Origin of the sequence: Pelistega sp. MC2 (assembly GCF_900099475.1) — a bacterium.
GTDB classification, from domain to species: Bacteria; Pseudomonadota; Gammaproteobacteria; order Burkholderiales; family Burkholderiaceae_B; genus Taylorella; species Taylorella indica.
The window spans coordinates 587,515-605,182 of record NZ_LT628275.1 but is presented as its reverse complement, the minus strand read 5'-3'; the positions used below and the strand labels follow the sequence as shown (position 1 = coordinate 605,182).

The 17,668-nt window shown below is 38.5% G+C and carries 14 protein-coding genes, 1 tRNA gene, 1 other RNA gene and 1 pseudogene; 7 read left to right on the top strand and 10 right to left on the bottom strand.

From position 1 onward, the window contains the following. Positions 1-16: 16 nt before the first annotated feature. The 3 genes from pheA to gyrA all read right to left on the bottom strand — a co-directional run bounded on the left by pheA (position 17) and on the right by gyrA (position 5,056). Positions 17-1,105, bottom strand: a complete 1,089-nt coding sequence (pheA, locus tag BQ4443_RS08370) for a prephenate dehydratase (RefSeq protein WP_023953223.1) — start codon at positions 1,103-1,105, stop codon at positions 17-19. Beyond that, the gene (gene serC / locus BQ4443_RS08365) at positions 1,098-2,225 is read right to left on the bottom strand and encodes a 3-phosphoserine/phosphohydroxythreonine transaminase (protein WP_143000576.1); all 1,128 of its coding nucleotides are present in this window, start codon (positions 2,223-2,225) and stop codon (positions 1,098-1,100) included. The genes pheA and serC overlap by 8 nt, the downstream gene beginning before the upstream one ends. A 167-nt stretch (positions 2,226-2,392) precedes the next feature. Then, positions 2,393-5,056, bottom strand: a complete 2,664-nt coding sequence (gyrA, locus tag BQ4443_RS08360) for a DNA gyrase subunit A (RefSeq protein ID WP_071058961.1) — start codon at positions 5,054-5,056, stop codon at positions 2,393-2,395. Positions 5,057-5,594: 538 nt separating this feature from the next. Between gyrA and ompA the strand changes: the two genes are divergently transcribed. From ompA to BQ4443_RS08345, 3 genes are all read left to right on the top strand, one after another. Further along, complete coding sequence (ompA, locus tag BQ4443_RS08355) at positions 5,595-6,167, top strand: outer membrane protein OmpA (RefSeq protein ID WP_023953227.1); 573 nt, start codon at positions 5,595-5,597, stop codon at positions 6,165-6,167. A gap of 117 nt (positions 6,168-6,284) precedes the next feature. Next, positions 6,285-6,989 carry a bifunctional 2-polyprenyl-6-hydroxyphenol methylase/3-demethylubiquinol 3-O-methyltransferase UbiG gene (gene ubiG, locus BQ4443_RS08350; protein ID WP_023953229.1) on the top strand — a complete coding sequence of 235 codons (705 nt, stop codon included), beginning with the start codon at positions 6,285-6,287 and terminating at the stop codon, positions 6,987-6,989. Further along, positions 6,986-7,645 carry an HAD family hydrolase gene (locus BQ4443_RS08345; RefSeq protein ID WP_071058556.1) on the top strand — a complete coding sequence of 220 codons (660 nt, stop codon included), beginning with the start codon at positions 6,986-6,988 and terminating at the stop codon, positions 7,643-7,645. The genes ubiG and BQ4443_RS08345 overlap by 4 nt, the downstream gene beginning before the upstream one ends. Positions 7,646-7,654: 9 nt before the next feature. Here BQ4443_RS08345 and ssrA read toward each other — a convergent pair. Both ssrA and BQ4443_RS08335 read right to left on the bottom strand, forming a co-directional pair. Then, positions 7,655-7,981: a transfer-messenger RNA gene (gene ssrA / locus BQ4443_RS08340) on the bottom strand. After that, positions 7,938-8,542, bottom strand: a pseudogene (locus tag BQ4443_RS08335) (DUF1415 domain-containing protein). The gene ssrA and the pseudogene BQ4443_RS08335 overlap by 44 nt, the downstream one beginning before the upstream one ends. A gap of 106 nt (positions 8,543-8,648) precedes the next feature. On the opposite strand from BQ4443_RS08335, the gene BQ4443_RS08330 reads away from it, so the two are divergent. After that, on the top strand, positions 8,649-9,317 hold the full coding sequence (locus BQ4443_RS08330) for a hypothetical protein (protein ID WP_023953235.1): 669 nt from the start codon (positions 8,649-8,651) through the stop codon (positions 9,315-9,317). Here the strand turns inward: BQ4443_RS08330 and rfbD are convergent. Both rfbD and BQ4443_RS08320 read right to left on the bottom strand, forming a co-directional pair. Then, on the bottom strand, positions 9,294-10,232 hold the full coding sequence (gene rfbD, locus BQ4443_RS08325; protein ID WP_023950660.1) for a dTDP-4-dehydrorhamnose reductase: 939 nt from the start codon (positions 10,230-10,232) through the stop codon (positions 9,294-9,296). The two genes, BQ4443_RS08330 and rfbD, sit on opposite strands and share 24 nt — an antisense overlap. Before the next feature lie 3 nt (positions 10,233-10,235). After that, positions 10,236-12,452, bottom strand: coding sequence for a carboxy terminal-processing peptidase (locus BQ4443_RS08320; RefSeq protein ID WP_256330954.1), 2,217 nt, complete (start codon positions 12,450-12,452; stop codon positions 10,236-10,238). Between the two features lie 166 nt (positions 12,453-12,618). Between BQ4443_RS08320 and BQ4443_RS08315 the strand changes: the two genes are divergently transcribed. Next, positions 12,619-13,818, top strand: a complete 1,200-nt coding sequence (locus BQ4443_RS08315; protein WP_071058555.1) for a lytic murein transglycosylase — start codon at positions 12,619-12,621, stop codon at positions 13,816-13,818. Positions 13,819-13,824: 6 nt separating this feature from the next. Then, positions 13,825-15,663: an ABC-F family ATP-binding cassette domain-containing protein gene (locus tag BQ4443_RS08310; protein ID WP_023950663.1), complete on the top strand. Its 1,839-nt coding sequence runs from the start codon at positions 13,825-13,827 to the stop codon at positions 15,661-15,663. A 214-nt stretch (positions 15,664-15,877) separates the two neighbouring features. Here BQ4443_RS08310 and BQ4443_RS08305 read toward each other — a convergent pair. The 3 genes from BQ4443_RS08305 to BQ4443_RS08295 all read right to left on the bottom strand — a co-directional run bounded on the left by BQ4443_RS08305 (position 15,878) and on the right by BQ4443_RS08295 (position 16,959). Next, a tRNA-Met gene (locus BQ4443_RS08305) sits at positions 15,878-15,954 on the bottom strand. 178 nt (positions 15,955-16,132) lie between these two features. After that, positions 16,133-16,453, bottom strand: coding sequence for a barstar family protein (locus tag BQ4443_RS08300; protein WP_023951479.1), 321 nt, complete (start codon positions 16,451-16,453; stop codon positions 16,133-16,135). Further along, the gene (locus BQ4443_RS08295; RefSeq protein ID WP_023951477.1) at positions 16,444-16,959 is read right to left on the bottom strand and encodes a ribonuclease domain-containing protein; all 516 of its coding nucleotides are present in this window, start codon (positions 16,957-16,959) and stop codon (positions 16,444-16,446) included. Before BQ4443_RS08295 ends, BQ4443_RS08300 begins: the two co-directional genes overlap by 10 nt. Before the next feature lie 182 nt (positions 16,960-17,141). Between BQ4443_RS08295 and BQ4443_RS08290 the strand changes: the two genes are divergently transcribed. Then, positions 17,142-17,618: a hypothetical protein gene (locus BQ4443_RS08290; protein WP_023951474.1), complete on the top strand. Its 477-nt coding sequence runs from the start codon at positions 17,142-17,144 to the stop codon at positions 17,616-17,618. Positions 17,619-17,668: the final 50 nt, after the last annotated feature.

Genomic DNA, 17,668 nt, shown 5'->3' with positions numbered 1-17,668 from the left:
TCACTAGTCTACTCGCTTACTGCATAGGGTATGAGCCTAAAATTTTAAAGAAAGCTGATTGTTCTTTTAATTCATTAAGCGCTAACGAAACTGACTCATCATTTTGATGGCCTAAAACATCCACATAGAAATAATATTCCCATTGCCCTGTACGTGCGGGTCTAGACTCAAAACGAGTCATAGAAACACCATGTTTAGCAAATGGCGAAATCATATCGTAGACAGCACCTGCGCGGTTAGGTACAGCAAAGATTAAACTTGTCTGGTCTTTACCACTTGGTAACGCCTCAATCTTACCAATAGCTAAAAAGCGCGTTTTGTTATTGGCATCATCTTGAATGCCTTCTGTGACAACAGTTAAACCATAAATACGAGCAGCTTGCATCCCCGCAATTGCCAAGCACGATTCATCTTCAGCAGCAATTTTAGCTGCTTCCGAATTACTTGCTGCTGGCACACGCTCTAGATGAGGATAATTCACCATCAACCATTGATGACACTGTGCCAAGGCTTGCGGATGACCTAATAAACGATTAACTTTAGATAAATCTCCCGTTTTATGTAATAAGCAATGACGAATTGGTAATGTTCTTTCACCATGTACTTTTAACATACTACTCAATAATAAATCTTGAGTACGGTTAACAGCACCCTCGGTGGAGTTCTCGACAGGTACCATCCCAACATTTGCACGCCCTGTTTCAACTGCTCTAAATACTTCATCAAAAGACACACAAGGTAATTTTTGAATAGCATGGCCATAATATTCCAATGCTGCTTGTTCAGAAAAAGAACCTTCTGGCCCAAGATACGCTACCACCAAACCTCTTTCTAACCCTCTACAAGCAGAAATAATTTCCGTCCAAACAGCACCCACCGCATCAGAAGGGAAAAGTTTTGACTTATTCGCTTCTTGTAATCGTCGAATAATTTGTGCTTCTCTCTCAGGCTTTAAAATGGTTTCGGTTTCTCCAAAAGTCTGTTTCACCTCTCCCACACTAACGGCCAATTGCGCTCTTTCGTTGAGTAAGGTTAATAATTGCTCATCTACAGCATCAATGCGCTGACGCAAAGGCAGTAATGCTTCTTGTAAAGTTTTAGCCATGTGATTGCTCAAATTCTTTTAAAAATTCAACTAACGCACGTACGCCGTCTATAGGCATAGCATTATAAATAGAAGCTCTCATGCCTCCAACTGATTTATGCCCTTTGAGACCAAGTAGCCCTCTTTGCTTTGCTTGTGCTAAAAATTCTGTATTTAAATTATCATCGGATAACACAAATGGTACATTCATAAGCGAACGATTTGCAGGATAAATCTTATTGTGATAAAAATCACTTTGATCCAATGCCGCATACAATAGTGCTGCTTTTTCTTGGTTACGTTTTTCTATAGTCGCTAAACCACCTTGTTTTAACAGCCACTTAAATACTAACCCACAAATATAAATACTATATGTCGGTGGTGTATTAAAACGAGACCTTTCTGCCGCCACATTAGCATAATCAAAGGCTGATGGACAATGTGGCATCGCTTTACCTAACAAATCACGCTTAACAATAGTTACCGTCACACCTGCGGGACCAGCATTTTTTTGTGCACCCGCATAAATTAAACCAGTCTTGGTGACATCAAACGGACGTGATAAAAAATGAGACGACATATCTAAGGCAAGAGGTACCTCAGGTGCACCAATTGCTTGCATATCAGGCAAATCAAATAACTCTAAACCACCAATAGTCTCATTAGTACAAATATGGAGATAAGAAGATGCTGGATTCACTTTCCAGTCAGAATAATCGGGAAACCAACAAAATTTACCATATACTTTTCCATCAATTTCTTTTTCTTCTTGGCTTGAAGCAGCAATATTGACGTCGCCATATCGAACAGCTTCTTTATATGATTTTTGTGACCAGCTGCCCATCACCGCGTAATCTGCTGTTTTCGCCTCTCTTGTCCACAATAGATTCATTGGAACAATCGCATTTTCAGCCGTTGCCCCACCCTGCATAAACATGACAGCATAATCATCAGGAATAGATAATAACGCTCTCAAGTCATCCTCTGCTTCATCACAAATTTGAGTAAATTCTGCTCCGCGATGACTCATTTCCATCACAGACATCCCACTACCATGCCAATCCAACATTTCTGCAGCAGCTTGCTCTAATACCTCAGTAGGTAATTTTGATGGACCAGCAGAAAAATTCCATACTGTCATAGACATTCCTTCTTTAAATTTAAAATGGGTGAAAAATATTCACCCATTTCTGATTATTAATAAACCTTCATTTTTAATGTTAATGTGCAGTTTTTCAAGCGTAATTCAAACAAACTTAATACATTACAATTCATTGTGAAAACCTGCACACCAAAAACACCACATTATCAATCAATATCACTAGCATTTTCTTCTGCTGATGGGTCGCTAGTATCAGCTTTTGATGCCAACTCCACCTCTTCATCAGTCTCATCATCTGCATCGGATTCAGCTACTCGACGAATACCTGAAAGCACAGTGCCCTCATCAACCCTGATTAAAGTCACACCTTGAGTGGCACGGCCCATTTCACGAATTTGGTCGACTTTGGTACGAACTAATACACCACCAGTAGTAATTAACATAATTTCATCACTTGGCTCAACCAGAACAGCAGCAACAACCTTACCATTGCGTTCAGATGTTTGAATGGCAATCATACCTTTTGTGCCTCGGCTATGACGCGTGTATTCAGTAATTGATGTACGCTTACCGAAACCATTTTCAGTTGCTGTCAAGACACTTTGTTCTTCATCACCAGCGACTAATAATGAAATAACTGATTGTCCCTCTTCAAGGTTCATCCCTCTGACACCTCTAGCCGTACGTCCCATCGAACGCACATCGTTTTCATCAAAGCGAACTGCTTTTCCTGCATCAGAGAACAACATTACGTCATGTTTGCCGTCAGTCAACTCAGCGCCGATGAGGTAATCTCCCTCATCTAAATTCACTGCAATAATACCGGCTTTACGTGGATTAGAAAAATCTGATAGTGGTGTTTTCTTAACAGTACCTTGTGCTGTTGCCATAAACACATATTGATTATCAGAAAACTCTTTAACCGCTAAGACAACAGTAATTCGCTCACCTTCTTGTAAGTTAAATAAATTCACAATTGGTTTACCACGCGAGTTACGTGTACCTTGTGGAACTTCCCAAACTTTTAACCAATATACTCTACCATGGTTAGAGAAGCATAGTAAGTAGTCATGAGTATTAGCAATAAAGAGCTGATTAATCCAATCATCCTCTTTCATAGCTGTTGCTTGTTTACCCCTGCCACCACGTTTTTGCGCACGGTATTCAGATAACGGTTGACTCTTAATATAGCCGCTATTAGACATAGTTACGACCATATCTGTTGGCGTAATCAAATCTTCTGTATCTAAATCACCACCATGTAAATCAATAGAAGAACGACGCACATCCTTAACTTTGTCAGAAAACTCTGCTTTAATTTGTAAAAGCTCTTCTGTAATAATTGTAGTAACTCGTTGTGGATTAGCTAAAATATCTAGAAAATCAGAAATGGCTTTCATTGACTCTTCATATTCATTGATAATTTTATCTTGCTCTAATCCTGTTAAGCGACTCAAACTCATCGCTAAAATGGCATTTGTTTGCTCACGGCTAAGTTGATATAAACCACTTGTTACTTGTAAACCAAACTCTTTACCTAAATTTTCTGGCTTAAAGGCAATCATGCCACCTAATGTATTTTCTTGATCAACTCGTTCAAGTAAACCTCTCACCAATGCTGAATCCCATTGACGTTCCATTAAACGCTCTCTTGCCATATCTACATTAGCAGACGAGCGAATAATAGCAATAAAGTCATCAATATTAGCTAAAGCTACCGCTAAACCCTCTAGAATATGCCCACGGTTTCTCGCTTGTCGTAGACGATAAACAGTTCGGCGAGTCACTACTTCACGGCGATGCTCTAAGAAATACTCAACTAATTGTTTTAAGTTTAATAATCTAGGCTGACCATCAACTAGTGCCACCAAGTTCATACCAAAGGTATCTTGTAATTGCGTATGCTTAAAGAGATTATTTAATACAACCTCTGGTACTTCACCACGTTTCAATTCAATTACAACACGCATACCTTTTTGGTCAGACTCATCACGTATATCAGCAATACCTTCAATACGTTTTTCACTTACCAATTCAGCAATTTTGACTTGCAACGCTGTTTTATTTACTTGATAAGGTAACTCATCAATAATAATAGCTTGACGGTTAACCTTCTCTAAATCCTCAAAATGCGTACGAGCTCTCATGACCACCCGGCCACGTCCAGTACGATACCCTTCCCTTACACCTTGGATACCATAAATAATGCCACCTGTAGGAAAGTCTGGTGCTGGAATAAGCTCAATCAAATCATCGACCGTGCACATAGGATTCCGCAAACAATATAAACACCCATCAATTACTTCAGCTAAATTATGAGGAGGAATATTAGTTGCCATCCCAACGGCAATACCAGAACTACCATTAACTAAAAGATTAGGTAAACGTGTTGGTAATAATTTTGGCTCTTGCTCACTACCGTCGTAGTTAGGTCCAAAATCAACGGTTTCTTCTTCGATATCTTCTAGCAATTGATGAGCAATTTTAGATAAACGAATCTCGGTATAACGCATTGCTGCAGCACCATCACCGTCTACCGAACCAAAGTTACCTTGGCCATCAACAAGCATATAGCGTAAAGAAAAATCTTGTGCCATACGCACAATAGTGTCATAAACAGCTTGGTCACCATGAGGATGGTATTTACCGATAACATCACCCACAATACGTGCTGATTTTTTGTAGGCACTATTCCAACTATTGTTAAGTTCATTCATCGCATAAAGAACGCGACGATGTACAGGCTTCAAACCATCACGGACATCAGGCAATGCACGCCCCACAATAACACTCATGGAATAGCTTAAATAGCTACGGCGCATTTCTTCTTCTAGTGAAATAGGCAAGGTTTCTTTTGCAAATGAATCCAAGTTACTCATTTATCATTAATTCCTATATGGTAAAACGGAGTTTTACATGGTAATTAGTCATAGCTTTCGATTTTAACACCGTTCCATCAGCATAATGGGGGTAGACTACGATAATCAAAAAATTAGCCTAACGCCTCTTTAACCCCCTTACTGAGAATCTCCAAAAAAATTGCAATGCACAATTTTTTTGTCCTTTTAAGAAAAAACATTTAACTAAAATCCTTTAATTAGGCTTTGAACAAAATCAACTCATAAGCAACCAACTTCTAGAAATCACTTTAGCATTTCATTTATCATTTGTTGCTATGATACAACAAGTATGGTATAAAAACCACAATCTCATAAATTCATTCGAAAAACTAGCATTAATACTCAACAAAAACCCTAGAAATCACTTAATATAAACAAGAGAACACAGGGAATATGAACAAAAGTTTTGAAACAAGCCGAAAGGATTGTTATACTAACCCTGATTTCCATTCTGCGGCGTTATCGCTGCGAGTCAATTTTTTAGCTATTTAGCTCATCGAGGAGAAATATGAACAAGCCCTCTAAATTCGCATTAGCAATCGCCGTTGCTTTATCTGCATCTGCTGGCGTTGCTTCAGCTCAAACAATCGACAACTGGGTTAACCCTTACGGTCTAACTTGGATGAACGGTACAAATGAACATTGCTGGCGTAATAACTTCTGGACACCAGCTACTGCAGCACAAGGTTGTGGTGCAGCAGCTCCAGCTGCTCCAGAAGTAACTGCTAACAAAGTAACTTTCAATGCCGATACATTCTTCGACTTTGACCGTGCTACTTTAAAACCAGAAGGTCGTAACATTCTTGACCAAGTTGCTGCTCAAGTTCAACAACTTAACCTAGAATCATTAATCGCTGTTGGTCATACTGACTCAATTGGTTCTGATGCATACAACCAACGCTTATCTGAGCGTCGTGCTGCCGCTGTTAAGAACTATTTGGTATCTAAAGGTGTTCCAGCTGATCAAATCATCGCGTCTGGTCGTGGTGAGACTCAACCTGTAGCTGACAATGCTACTCGTGAAGGTCGCGCTAAAAACCGTCGCGTAGAAATCGAAATCGTAGGTTCTCCACGTCAATAATCTTTTTTAGATTATTTCGGTTTCTCAAGACCCCTATCAAAGGGGTCTTTTTTTATGCCTATCCGATTTATGCTAAAATCCTCGTATTGATTAAATGACACTTAAAGAGCAAATGCTATGCAAGAAAATAATGTAAATCCCGCCGAAATTGATAAATTTAGTGCACTTGCTTCTAAATGGTGGGATCCCGACAGTGAATTTAAACCTCTACACGAAATCAATCCTTTACGTTTACAATGGATTGAAGAACAAGTTGGTGGTAACTTAACTGGTCTACGAATTGTAGATATTGGTTGTGGTGGTGGTATTCTTGCCGAAAGCATGGCCAAAAAAGGGGCTCAAGTATCTGGTATTGATCTTGCCCAAAAATCCCTTACCGTCGCTAAACTTCATGGTCTTGAAAGTGGTATTAAAGTTGATTACCAATGTATTAGTGCAGAAGATTTTGCTGCACAACATGCTGGAGAATTTGATGTAGTGACATGTATGGAAATGCTAGAGCATGTGCCTAATCCTGCGTCCATTATTCATGCTTGTTATCAGTTAGTTAAACCTGGTGGTTATGTCATCTTTTCAACCATCAATCGCAACCCTAAATCTTATGCGTTAGCCATCGTAGCCGCAGAGTACATTATGAACATGGTTCCTAAAGGCACCCACCATTATGAAGGCTTCCTAAAGCCCAGTGAAGTTATGCGTGCTGCTCGACAAAGCGGTCTCTATCTGCAGGAACTCAAAGGTTTAGAATATAACCCTTTACGCAAAGTGTATTTTTTATCTAACGATACCAGCGTTAACTATATGCTTTCTACTAGAAAATGATAAAAACTGTTTTTTTTGATTTTGATGGCACTTTAGCAGATACAGCACAAGACTTAGTACAAGCTGCCAATAAACAGCGGATTCGTGCAGGTCTGCTGTCTCTACCTTTTGAGAGTTTGCGTGGTTATGCCTCACAAGGATCACCCGGATTACTCAAAGCAGCATTGAATTTGTCTACTGAGGATGCTAACTATCCTAGTATCAAAGAGCAATTTTTAGCTGACTACTTTGACTGCATGACTGATAAAACGGTGCTATTTGAAGGAATTGCGGAATTACTTGATACATTAGAATTACAGCAAATAAGCTGGGGAATTGTTACCAATAAAGCCGAAAACTTATCTTTTCCTATTTTTGACTATCTTGGTCTAACTCACCGTAGTATTGCCAATATCTGTGGTGATACAGCTGCTCGCCCCAAACCTTATCCTGATCCATTATTACTAGCCGCACAAAAAGCACAAGTTAGCCCTCATGAGTGTATATATGTAGGTGATGATGAAAGAGATATTATCGCAGGCAAAGCAGCTGGTATGAAAACAATTGCTGTCGGTTATGGCTATGGCCCTGATTTAAAAACAATTAGCCAATGGAATGCTGATAAAGTAGTAACCAGTCCATGTGAACTATGGGATACTATCAATACTCTAAGATAAAAAGATACAAAAAAGGCAGCCGAAGCTGCCTTGATTCGTTCTGTTGCCAAGTGAATCACACTCCTAGCGGCCTGTTATTAGGCGGCTAATGCGTAACTTTCATCGTTTGCATTTATAAGTTTTGCTTGATTTACGGTCATCGCCTACCGGCTGCCAATCTTCCTATTTACCCCTGTCGAAACCAATACGTCCCCATCAGTAAGATACTGTACCAATACCCTATTGGTGGAGACGGCGGGAGTTGAACCCGCGTCCAGAAATCCGTCAGTCGACTAGATATACAGCTTAGTGTTTATTCTAACACATATTTAGCTAACTGCGAATATTTTTTACTAATTTCTCCTTCCATTTGCATCAGCTCCATCCACTTTTCTCGTCCAATTAATTGTAATCGTTGAATATTTTTCTCGAAGATAGTTTCTGGGTTAGGGAATTGTGCCACTGCCCTATCAATGCTATTTTCACGTAATAAATGCAAAATAGGATACGGCGAACGGTTGGTATAATTCCTAAATCATCTTTTTGTGTTCCTGCAAATTGATAATCAGGATGAAAATCAGCTATTTGGAAAATACCTATTAAATTCATTGACTCAAGGACTGAATCCATTACCCCTAAATAGTCATTAAAGGCAAGGTAATCTTGGAGTAACTGTGGCAATACTATCAATGTTGTATCTGTAATCGTATCAGGTGTGTTATACAGATACAATAATTCTTCTTGGACAAACTGAGGTAATCCTTCTAGGTCATCATCATAAATAACTATTCTTACCTGATTTTTAATATATACACTTTTTGCAAAAGGACATAAATTTAAACCAATCACGATATTTTCCAACCATTGCCTGGTCAATTGTTCTATTTGTTCGATTTGTGAAGACGATAAATATTGCATACGAAACTGTCTGAAGCTAACGAGCCTAATTAAAGATTGTCAATTGTATTTTTATTCATTCATCTTTAAGGTAAAATGAACGAACTATTTTACTATGTTTAGATATATGAACACGGCATTTATTATTCCAACAGCAATTAGCGATTCTTCAGTTCCTATGCATGCTACTGAGCAATGCTTACAAACAATCAAAAGCATTGAAGCGCTTCCTACTCTCTGTGGAATTGGCATTGTCGAGTATTCTGCCCAACCTATATTGGCAGAATTTCAAGAAAAGCTCTTAGATCGTACTAGCTTCATTGCTGCCTATCAGCGTGATGATAAAATCAATGCCTTAGCGAACTCTATCACCCCTCTTCAATCTACAACGTTAAGCCATATTGCCGGGTTAGCATGGTTCTTTGGTGTTTGTGCCGTCAACAATATTTTCCCTCAAAAGACTCAAATTATTGTCATTGAGCCCGGGATGACTATTGATCAAACAATTTTTGAACAAATCACATCCCTTCAACATCAAGATAAATATATTTTTGCTCCACCCAAGTCTTCTACTTTAAGTAAAGATCAAACTGGTGGTATTTTCCTACAACTCAATACACAAATTTGGAGTTTGACTAGCGATAAATTAGAAGACATAGCTGACGTATTGAATAAATCAGTGCATTATACCTACGAACGATTGCTAGAACATGGTCATGCAGACCTATCACATACCTTATTTAAATTCATTAATTCAAGTGATATTTTCTTTTTAAAACAACTTGAACAATCGTAACTCATTCTCGAATGCTAACGTCCAATCAGGTATTTTTTTTGCCAATAGCGTGGCCAATTTTGTATTACTCAAAATAGCATACCGTGGACGTTCAGCGACCTGATATTTTTCTTGCTGTAACTTAGCATAATCACGACTAGAAATAGGCTCTATACTCGCTAATGTTAGCTCCGGATATTGTTTAGACATCATCAATCTAATCTTTAAAGCAAACTCATACCATGACGTATAACCACTCGGTACGACATGATAAATGCCTTGTTGCTGTGCCTGTAATAACTGTAAGGTATATCTACTTACAAATGTCGCACTCGTTGGTACACCCCATTGATCATCTACCACAAAAACATGTTGCTTGTAACGTAAAAGATGAGCCATCGTTAAAACAAAGTTAGGAGAATATTGACTGTATAACCAACTAGTTCGAATAATTAAAAACTCACAGCCACTTTGTTGGATATACTGTTCAGCTAAGGATTTAGTGTACCCATAATAATTCATGGGCTGATGGGGGTAACTTTCTATCAGCGGCTCTCTAGATAGACCTGACATCACATAATCTGTCGAAAAATGACAGAGCCTGGCATGATTCTGTGCTGCCCACTCTGCCATCACTTTCACAGCTTCTGCATTCACTACGTTGGCCTTCTCACGATCTATTTCAGCCTTATCTACATTAGTATATGCCGCTGCATTGATAATCAACGATGGCTGATGTTGATTTAATACTTGGCATAATTGTGCTAAATCAGCAATATTCAGACCATCAGTAACAGAGGGTCCAGGATAATTAATTAAGGGTTTGTCCAAACGCAAACAGTCAAGTGAATATTCACTTGACTGTTCTTGATAGTGAGCAATTAAAGTCTTCCCTAATTGCCCATTAGATCCAAATAACAGAGCCTTAGCCACCATTCCTTATTTTTGCTGTAAGCTAACTAAGTCAGCGGCAATATTGGCAGACTCTTTGGCAATCGTATCAAGATTTTCTTTGCGCTTTTTCTCATCTTCCAATTCTTCTTTGAGATTGCCCTCACCCATAGCTAAACCATCATCTAATTTGAATGTAGCCAAATCACTCTCACCCAACGCTTTACGACGCTTCTCGAAATCTTGATATGTTTCGTTCATTTTTTTACGTTCATTTTCACGTTGTTTTAAGTTTAAAGAATAAGTTTTACGTTGAGAAAGTTTTAACGCATAGTCAGTCTCATCGGTCATTAACTGCCAACTATCTGATGCTTTCACTCGTTTTTCATGCTTTGAAGCTAACTCTTTTAGCTGAGTACTTAACCAGCCAGCTGGTTTGTATTCTGCTTTTTCAATTTTTGTCCACGGCATAGCATTATCATAACTTGATTCACCCAGTTCTTTTGGATCAAATCCAGACGGGAATTGGATATCTGGTGTAACCCCTTTTACTTGAGTTGAACTACCATTAACACGGAAAAATTTCTGAATAGTCCATTTCAATGCACCTAGAGACTCACCTGCTTCCGGTTTTTTTAAGAAATCTGATAATGGACGGAACGTCTGAACAGTTCCTTTACCCCATGTTGGATCACCGACAACAAGACCACGGCCATAATCTTGTATTGCTGCGGCAAAAATTTCTGACGCTGAAGCAGAGATACGATTAACAATTACAACCACTGGTTTATCCCAGATCTTCTCAACTTGGCTATCCACGTTTGAAACACTACCATCTGCTGAACGTACCTGTACAACATTTTGATGATGGCCTAAAAATAATCCACTTAAATTAGCTGCTTCATTTAAAGAACCGCCGCCATTACCACGCAGGTCGAGTACAACCGCTTCAACATTTTGTTTATGATAATCTTCAAGAATCTTATTTACATCACGAGTAACGCTTTTATAATCTGAGATCCCCTTAGATCTACCCTCAAAGTCCTCATAAAACGAGGGAACAGTGATAATACCTATCTTACGTTTAACATTGTCAACATTAGTTTCGTAAATTTTTGAGCGCGCAGCTTGGTCTTCCATCGTAACTTTTTCACGAACAATTCGAATTGTTCTATGTTTACCATCTAACCCACCGTCAGCAGGAATCACTTCGATACGAACTACGCTACCTCGCTTACCACGAATTTTTTTAACAATATCATCTAATCGCAGATCAACGACATCCTCCATAGGCCCGTTTTCACCTTGACCCACCGCTACAATACGATCACCAGGTTGCAACTGTCCTCCTCGTGCCGCAGGACCTCCAGCAACAACCTCACGAATTTGTCCATACTCATCACGTTTTTGTAAAACAGCACCAATACCCTCTACTGATAAACTCAATTGAACATCAAAATTCTTAGCAGAGGTTGGACTGTAATAACTTGTATGTGGATCCGTACTATCCGTATAAGCATTTAAAAACATCTCTGCGACATCTTCACTTTTCATACGAACGATTTGGTTTCTATTATTGGTATAACGTTTACGCAATGTTTCACGAATCTTATCGTCATCCATATTAGCTAGTTTCAGACGTAAGAAATCATTTTTCACCCGGCGACGCCATAAATCATTTGCTTCATCATCAGTCTTAGGCCATTGTGCTGTTTTACGACGATCTACATTAAACTCTTCCTGAACCGTAAAATCAAACGGTTTATCTAATAACCCAATTGCATATTTATATCGTTTATCAGCAACTTCACGATAACGACTATAAACATTAAAGGCAAAACGCAGATCACCCTCTAAGAGCAAACGATTAATTAAAGACTGACCCGGTTTAAAATACTCTAAATCCTGTGAGGTAAAAAACATTTTTTGAGGATCTAGCGCCTTAAAATAAGCATCATAAACCTCATGACCCATTTTGACGTCAAGAGGTCTTTTGTCATATTCAAATCTGGTTAGCACATTAGCAACAATGACTGAAGCACGTGCAAAGTTAATCTCTGGCTTCAGTGGTGGGAAATCTTGATTTTTACCCGTAGAATTATTCTCTATTGATTTTGCATCCGCTTTTGTAAGTACAACAGACGAAGCTTGAGGATTGTGGATAGAATCAACATCTACTGCTTTATCAGCATAAACACAACCTGTCATTAAGGAAAACGAAAGTGCAAATACTAAATTTTTTAACTTCGTTTGTGGTCTATTCATTATTAAAAGCCTTCAAAAAAATTCTTTATCGTTAACTCGTCATTTTATCCGTTATTTGAAACAGATAGCTAAAATTAATCTCATATTCTATTCTTTTTTAGAATAACCACGAATGAAAACTATTAAAATAGATAGAATTACTTATTACTACTGATTTCTTTGAACAATGAAATTCTTAAATACGCTATTAATCTCTGGATTTTCTACATTGCTAACTCAAGTGGTTTTTGCCCAAGATGCCCAATTTCAACAATGTTTAGCAGGACTTGAGAGTCAAGCGATACGATCAGGTGTATCTAGCAATACTTTTAGAGAAAATACTCGCCATTTAGTACCAGATACCTCTTTACTCGAAAAACTTAATTATCAACCAGAGTTCCGTACACCTATTTGGGACTACATAATGTCTTTGGTCGATGAGGAGCGTGTCGCTGATGGGCGAGCACAAATGCTTACCCACCAAAAAACCCTTAATCGGATTGCCCAACAGTATGGCATAGATCCAGCCGTAGTGGTCGCAGTCTGGGGCGTTGAAAGTAATTTTGGTAAAAATCAAGGAAAATATTCTCTTGTAAATGCACTTGGCACATTAAGCTGCATGGGAAGACGCCAAGAATTTTTCCGCAAAGAATTCTTTGCTACATTAAGAATTATCCAGTCGGGCGATATTGCTGCTGATCGTTTAAACGGCTCTTGGGCCGGTGCCTTTGGTCATACTCAATTTATGCCAACTACGTTTGAGCGTTTAGCCGTAGACTTTGACAATGATGGACGCCGTGATTTAATTGATAACTCGGTAGATGCTTTAGGTTCAACAGCCAATTATTTGAAGAAAAATGGTTGGGTGACCGGGCAGCCTTGGGGGTTTGAAGTCAAACTCTCTACCAACATCACTGGTGCTGGTGAAAGCCGAACTAACAAAAAACCAATCAGTTATTGGCAAAGCATAGGCGTAACACGTGTGGATGGCTCTCCTCTAACCGACACAGTGAATGCTAACCAAAAAGCTGGCTTATTAATGCCTGCTGGACGCCAAGGACCAACATTTCTTGTATTCAAAAATTTTGATGTTATCTATAGCTACAATGCCGCTGAAAGCTATGCCTTAGCTATCGCTCATTTAGCAGATCGCATCAAAGGTCAAAAACCTTTTGTTACCCCTTGGCCTACTGATGATTTAGGTCTTTCTCGAGAAGAGCGCAAAGTCCTACAGCAGCGGCTAATTGATAAAGGATATAACATTGGTGAAGTAGATGGCTTACTCGGAGGAAAAACCAAAGAAGCTATTAAACAGGAGCAAGCACGCCTAGGAATGCCGGTAGATGGTAGAGCGGGTCAAAAACTACTTAAGGCATTACAAAAATAATTTATCATGGCAGAACAAACTCTCGTTACTCTAAGCAATATTCAATTGGCCTTTGGACACCATGCCTTACTAGACCATGCTAATTTCAGCATACAAGCTGGCGAACGCATTGGTTTAATTGGACGCAATGGTGCGGGTAAATCCTCTTTACTCAAAATTATTGATGGTCGCATCCAGGCAGATGATGGAGAAGTCGCCCGCATCAGTTCACTCCATGTGATAACTGTTATTCAAGAGCCTGAGCTAGATGAAAACAAAACTATTTTTGAAAATCTAGTAAGTGATTATCTTGAAAAAGAAGACTGGGGAAGACCCGCTCGTGCACAAGCAATGATGGATAAACTCAAGCTACAAGGTAACAATCTAACCACGGGCTTATCAGGAGGAACTCGTAAGCGTATTGCTCTCGCGCAAGCCATATTACAAAACCCTGATTTATTATTACTTGACGAACCCACCAATCACTTAGACTTTGAGGGTATTTTATGGCTAGAAGAGTTAATCAACAATAGCTCTTGTGCCTGCCTCATTATCACTCATGATAGACTCTTTCTAGATGAAGTAACCACCAGAATTGTAGAACTTGATCGTGGTATATTGCATAGTTTCCCTGGTAATTTTTCACAATGGCAAACCCAAAAAGCTGCTTGGTTAGCTGCTGAGCAGCTACAAAATGAACGCTTTGATAAATTTCTTGCACAAGAAGAAGTGTGGATTCGCAAAGGTGTTGAAGCAAGACGCACACGAAATGAAGGACGTGTCAAACGCCTAGAATCATTACGAAAAGAACGTGCTGCTCGTAGAGAACGTATCGGCAATGTGAACTTTGCTATTGATACTGGTGAGCGTTCAGGTAAACTGGTTGCTGAGCTCAACGATATTAGTCATTCGTTTGGCGACAAAGTCATCATCAGCCACTACTCTACTACTATTATGCGTGGAGATAGAATTGGGCTTATAGGACCCAATGGTGCTGGTAAAACTACACTATTAAAAATTATTCTAGGTGAAATTAAGCCAAATGAAGGTGACGTTAAATTAGGTACAAATTTAAACATTGCCTATTTTGATCAAATGCGTGAGCAATTAGATGAAAATGCACCTCTGACAGATGTCATTAATCCAGGTAGTGAATGGATTGAAATCGGTCAAACTCGCAAACATGTCATGAGTTACCTTGGTGATTTTTTGTTCTCTCCTGCTCGTGCACAGTCACCCGTGAGTAGCCTTTCTGGTGGTGAAAGAGCACGTTTGCTATTAGCACGCCTTTTTGCTCGACCTGCCAATGTTTTAGTCATGGATGAACCCACTAATGACTTAGATATTGAAACATTGGAATTACTTGAAGAGTTACTCCAAAACTTTGATGGGACAGTATTATTAGTTAGTCATGATCGTAGCTTTTTAGACAATGTCATTACCCAAACAATCGCGTATGAGGGAAATGGTAAATGGCGGGACTATGTGGGTGGATATGAAGATTGGTTACAACAACGCCCTCGTAATATAGACAGTACTGTATTAACGTCACCAACACCATCTTCAGATAATGCCAATGCAACAAAATTGGTCAATACGACTCCAAATGAGAAAACAGAGCGTAATAAAAGTTCTAGTAAGTCAAAACTTAGTCCGTGGGAAGCCAAAGAACTAGAGAATATTCCAGAAAAAATTTCTGTATTAGAGGCGAAACAAGCCGAACTCACTGAAAAACTCTCTTCCCCAGAACTCTACCAATCCGGCAACGCTCAATTATTGGAGGTTCAATCAGCTATTAGTGAAGTAGAAGAACAGCTAATGTCACTATTTGAGCGTTGGGAATTATTAGAGAGTAAAGTGAAGTAAATGCGTTGAAACATATAGCAGACTAGCCGGAGTTATATTACTACGGCTAATAGTCTAGGATTAGATAAAAACAAGTATAATTTATCCGGTAATTGAGGAAGGATTACACAAAATAAAGTGTGTAAAAAGTGTGTAAAATCTTTAAATTTTTAGGTTAAAACCTTTTTATTTTTGTGGAGCAAGATTTTATTATTCTTGATTTTAATAGTGTTTTTGGTGGCTCTTCCCCGATTCGAACGGGGGACCTGCGGATTATGATTCCGTCGCTCTAACCGACTGAGCTAAAGAGCCACTTGCTAAAACAAGAATATAACTATAAAACGCATTGATTTATTTGTCAATTCAATATTTAATATTAGTTGAAAAAAAGCTTAATTAGCTATTCTCGTTGTAAAAAAATAACAACAAAAACTTAGTATTCTTAGGAAATGACGGCTACCTGAGGATATTTAGAGATTTTTATAAGCACCTACTCTATGTCCTTATCGCCACATTCTTTGTGGTTTTGAACACTATCGGATTCTGGCTCTAATAGAAAACGAAAATCATCTCGTTCTTCCTCAACACTAGTAAATAAATCTATTAATGTTTCAAAAAGCTCATTCCCCAATAGGTAACGGCTCTCTGTCGCATCAAACCACTGAATCGTAATAGGGCCTGGTAAATCAGTACTGAGAAAATCATATAGAGCATCTAAGTTTTTAGAGAAATAACTTGGAAGCTCAACAGCTTGATCCAAGGCAGTATAAATATCATCTATGCGTTGAATATTCTTTAACTCTATTTGCATGCTGGCACCTGATAAAAACTTTCATAATGGTCAATTGTCACGTAACGCTCACCTTCTCGATTAAAAACTATGCGCTTGGCATTACGCTTTTTGCCTCTATAATCTAAATCAGCTTCTTGCCATTGACCTAAAGGTAACCGTTTTTCAAAATTACCAAACTTATCTCCACCAATAGATTTACCTCTTAACTCATCAATTTTATTAAACTCCATACCCGGTCTCCAACCAAACTCATTGGCACGTTTTTTGGTAATAAAATAATTGGGTAATTGATTATTAGCATTTAATGAACGGATAATATCGACCAACTGATCAACATTAATTTGTCCCTTTAGCTTCTCTTTATTAAATTTCTCAATCACTACTTCGCAAGATGAGGAAGAGGACTGATTGAGTACTGATACATCTTGGCTAGATGGTTTCTTAGCAAGTGACCATGCCACTCCACTCTGTAGAACACTTAAAGACATCAGTGATACAAAAATCACATTACGAACAGTTAACATTATCGCTAGCTCCTCACAAAACTTTTTTATTGTAATATGAAAAAGTATACTGAATTTTCTTTGAACGTGACACAACGAAACAAACTTTTCTATAGTAGTAAATGAAAAAATTTTAATTTCACTAGCGTGTTTTTATTTAACCATGTAAACTTAATGAATAAGTATTATTAAGGTTACAAATAATGAAAGCAATTATTAAAGTTCTCATGGTGCTAGGTATTTTAGGGCTCGTGACTTTCGGTGCTTGGAAAGTATTAGATTCCACTTTATTCGCTGAGGAAGACACTGATACCTCTACACCAGCAATTACCGCTGATGCCAATATTAATAATGAAGCACAAAATAAGCCTAAAACTATGTCAAAAGATGAGGCATTTTCTCAAACATCTGACGATGATAATGGAAACGATACTAACGAGCAGCTCACATGTGAAGCCGCTAATGATACGATTCAAAAGCTATACGATATGCGTATGAAAGATAAACCCGTGTCTGACGCATTGACATATATTGAGGATGAAGCAACCATTCCAGAACAATATCTTGAGGCTTTTAAAACATTCTCCAATCTGTTATGGTCAACATCAAAGGATCACATCAAACCTTTATCAGAGTTACGTGAACAGTTTTCCGAAAAATGTTTAAATGCTGAAAAATAGCTAATAAATAACTATTTTTCTCTTGACCTTTCAAAACTATAAATCCCTCG

Coding starts and splice junctions, on each gene's coding strand:
- pheA (WP_023953223.1), bottom strand. CDS start 1,105: ATGGCTAAAACTTTACAAGAAGCATTACTGCCTTTGCGTCAGCGCATT.
- serC (WP_143000576.1), bottom strand. CDS start 2,225: ATGACAGTATGGAATTTTTCTGCTGGTCCATCAAAATTACCTACTGAG.
- ompA (WP_023953227.1), top strand. CDS start 5,595: ATGAACAAGCCCTCTAAATTCGCATTAGCAATCGCCGTTGCTTTATCT.
- ubiG (WP_023953229.1), top strand. CDS start 6,285: ATGCAAGAAAATAATGTAAATCCCGCCGAAATTGATAAATTTAGTGCA.
- BQ4443_RS08345 (WP_071058556.1), top strand. CDS start 6,986: ATGATAAAAACTGTTTTTTTTGATTTTGATGGCACTTTAGCAGATACA.
- BQ4443_RS08330 (WP_023953235.1), top strand. CDS start 8,649: ATGAACACGGCATTTATTATTCCAACAGCAATTAGCGATTCTTCAGTT.
- rfbD (WP_023950660.1), bottom strand. CDS start 10,232: ATGGTGGCTAAGGCTCTGTTATTTGGATCTAATGGGCAATTAGGGAAG.
- BQ4443_RS08320 (WP_256330954.1), bottom strand. CDS start 12,452: ATGAATAGACCACAAACGAAGTTAAAAAATTTAGTATTTGCACTTTCG.
- BQ4443_RS08315 (WP_071058555.1), top strand. CDS start 12,619: ATGAAATTCTTAAATACGCTATTAATCTCTGGATTTTCTACATTGCTA.
- BQ4443_RS08310 (WP_023950663.1), top strand. CDS start 13,825: ATGGCAGAACAAACTCTCGTTACTCTAAGCAATATTCAATTGGCCTTT.
- BQ4443_RS08300 (WP_023951479.1), bottom strand. CDS start 16,453: ATGCAAATAGAGTTAAAGAATATTCAACGCATAGATGATATTTATACT.
- BQ4443_RS08295 (WP_023951477.1), bottom strand. CDS start 16,959: ATGTTAACTGTTCGTAATGTGATTTTTGTATCACTGATGTCTTTAAGT.
- BQ4443_RS08290 (WP_023951474.1), top strand. CDS start 17,142: ATGAAAGCAATTATTAAAGTTCTCATGGTGCTAGGTATTTTAGGGCTC.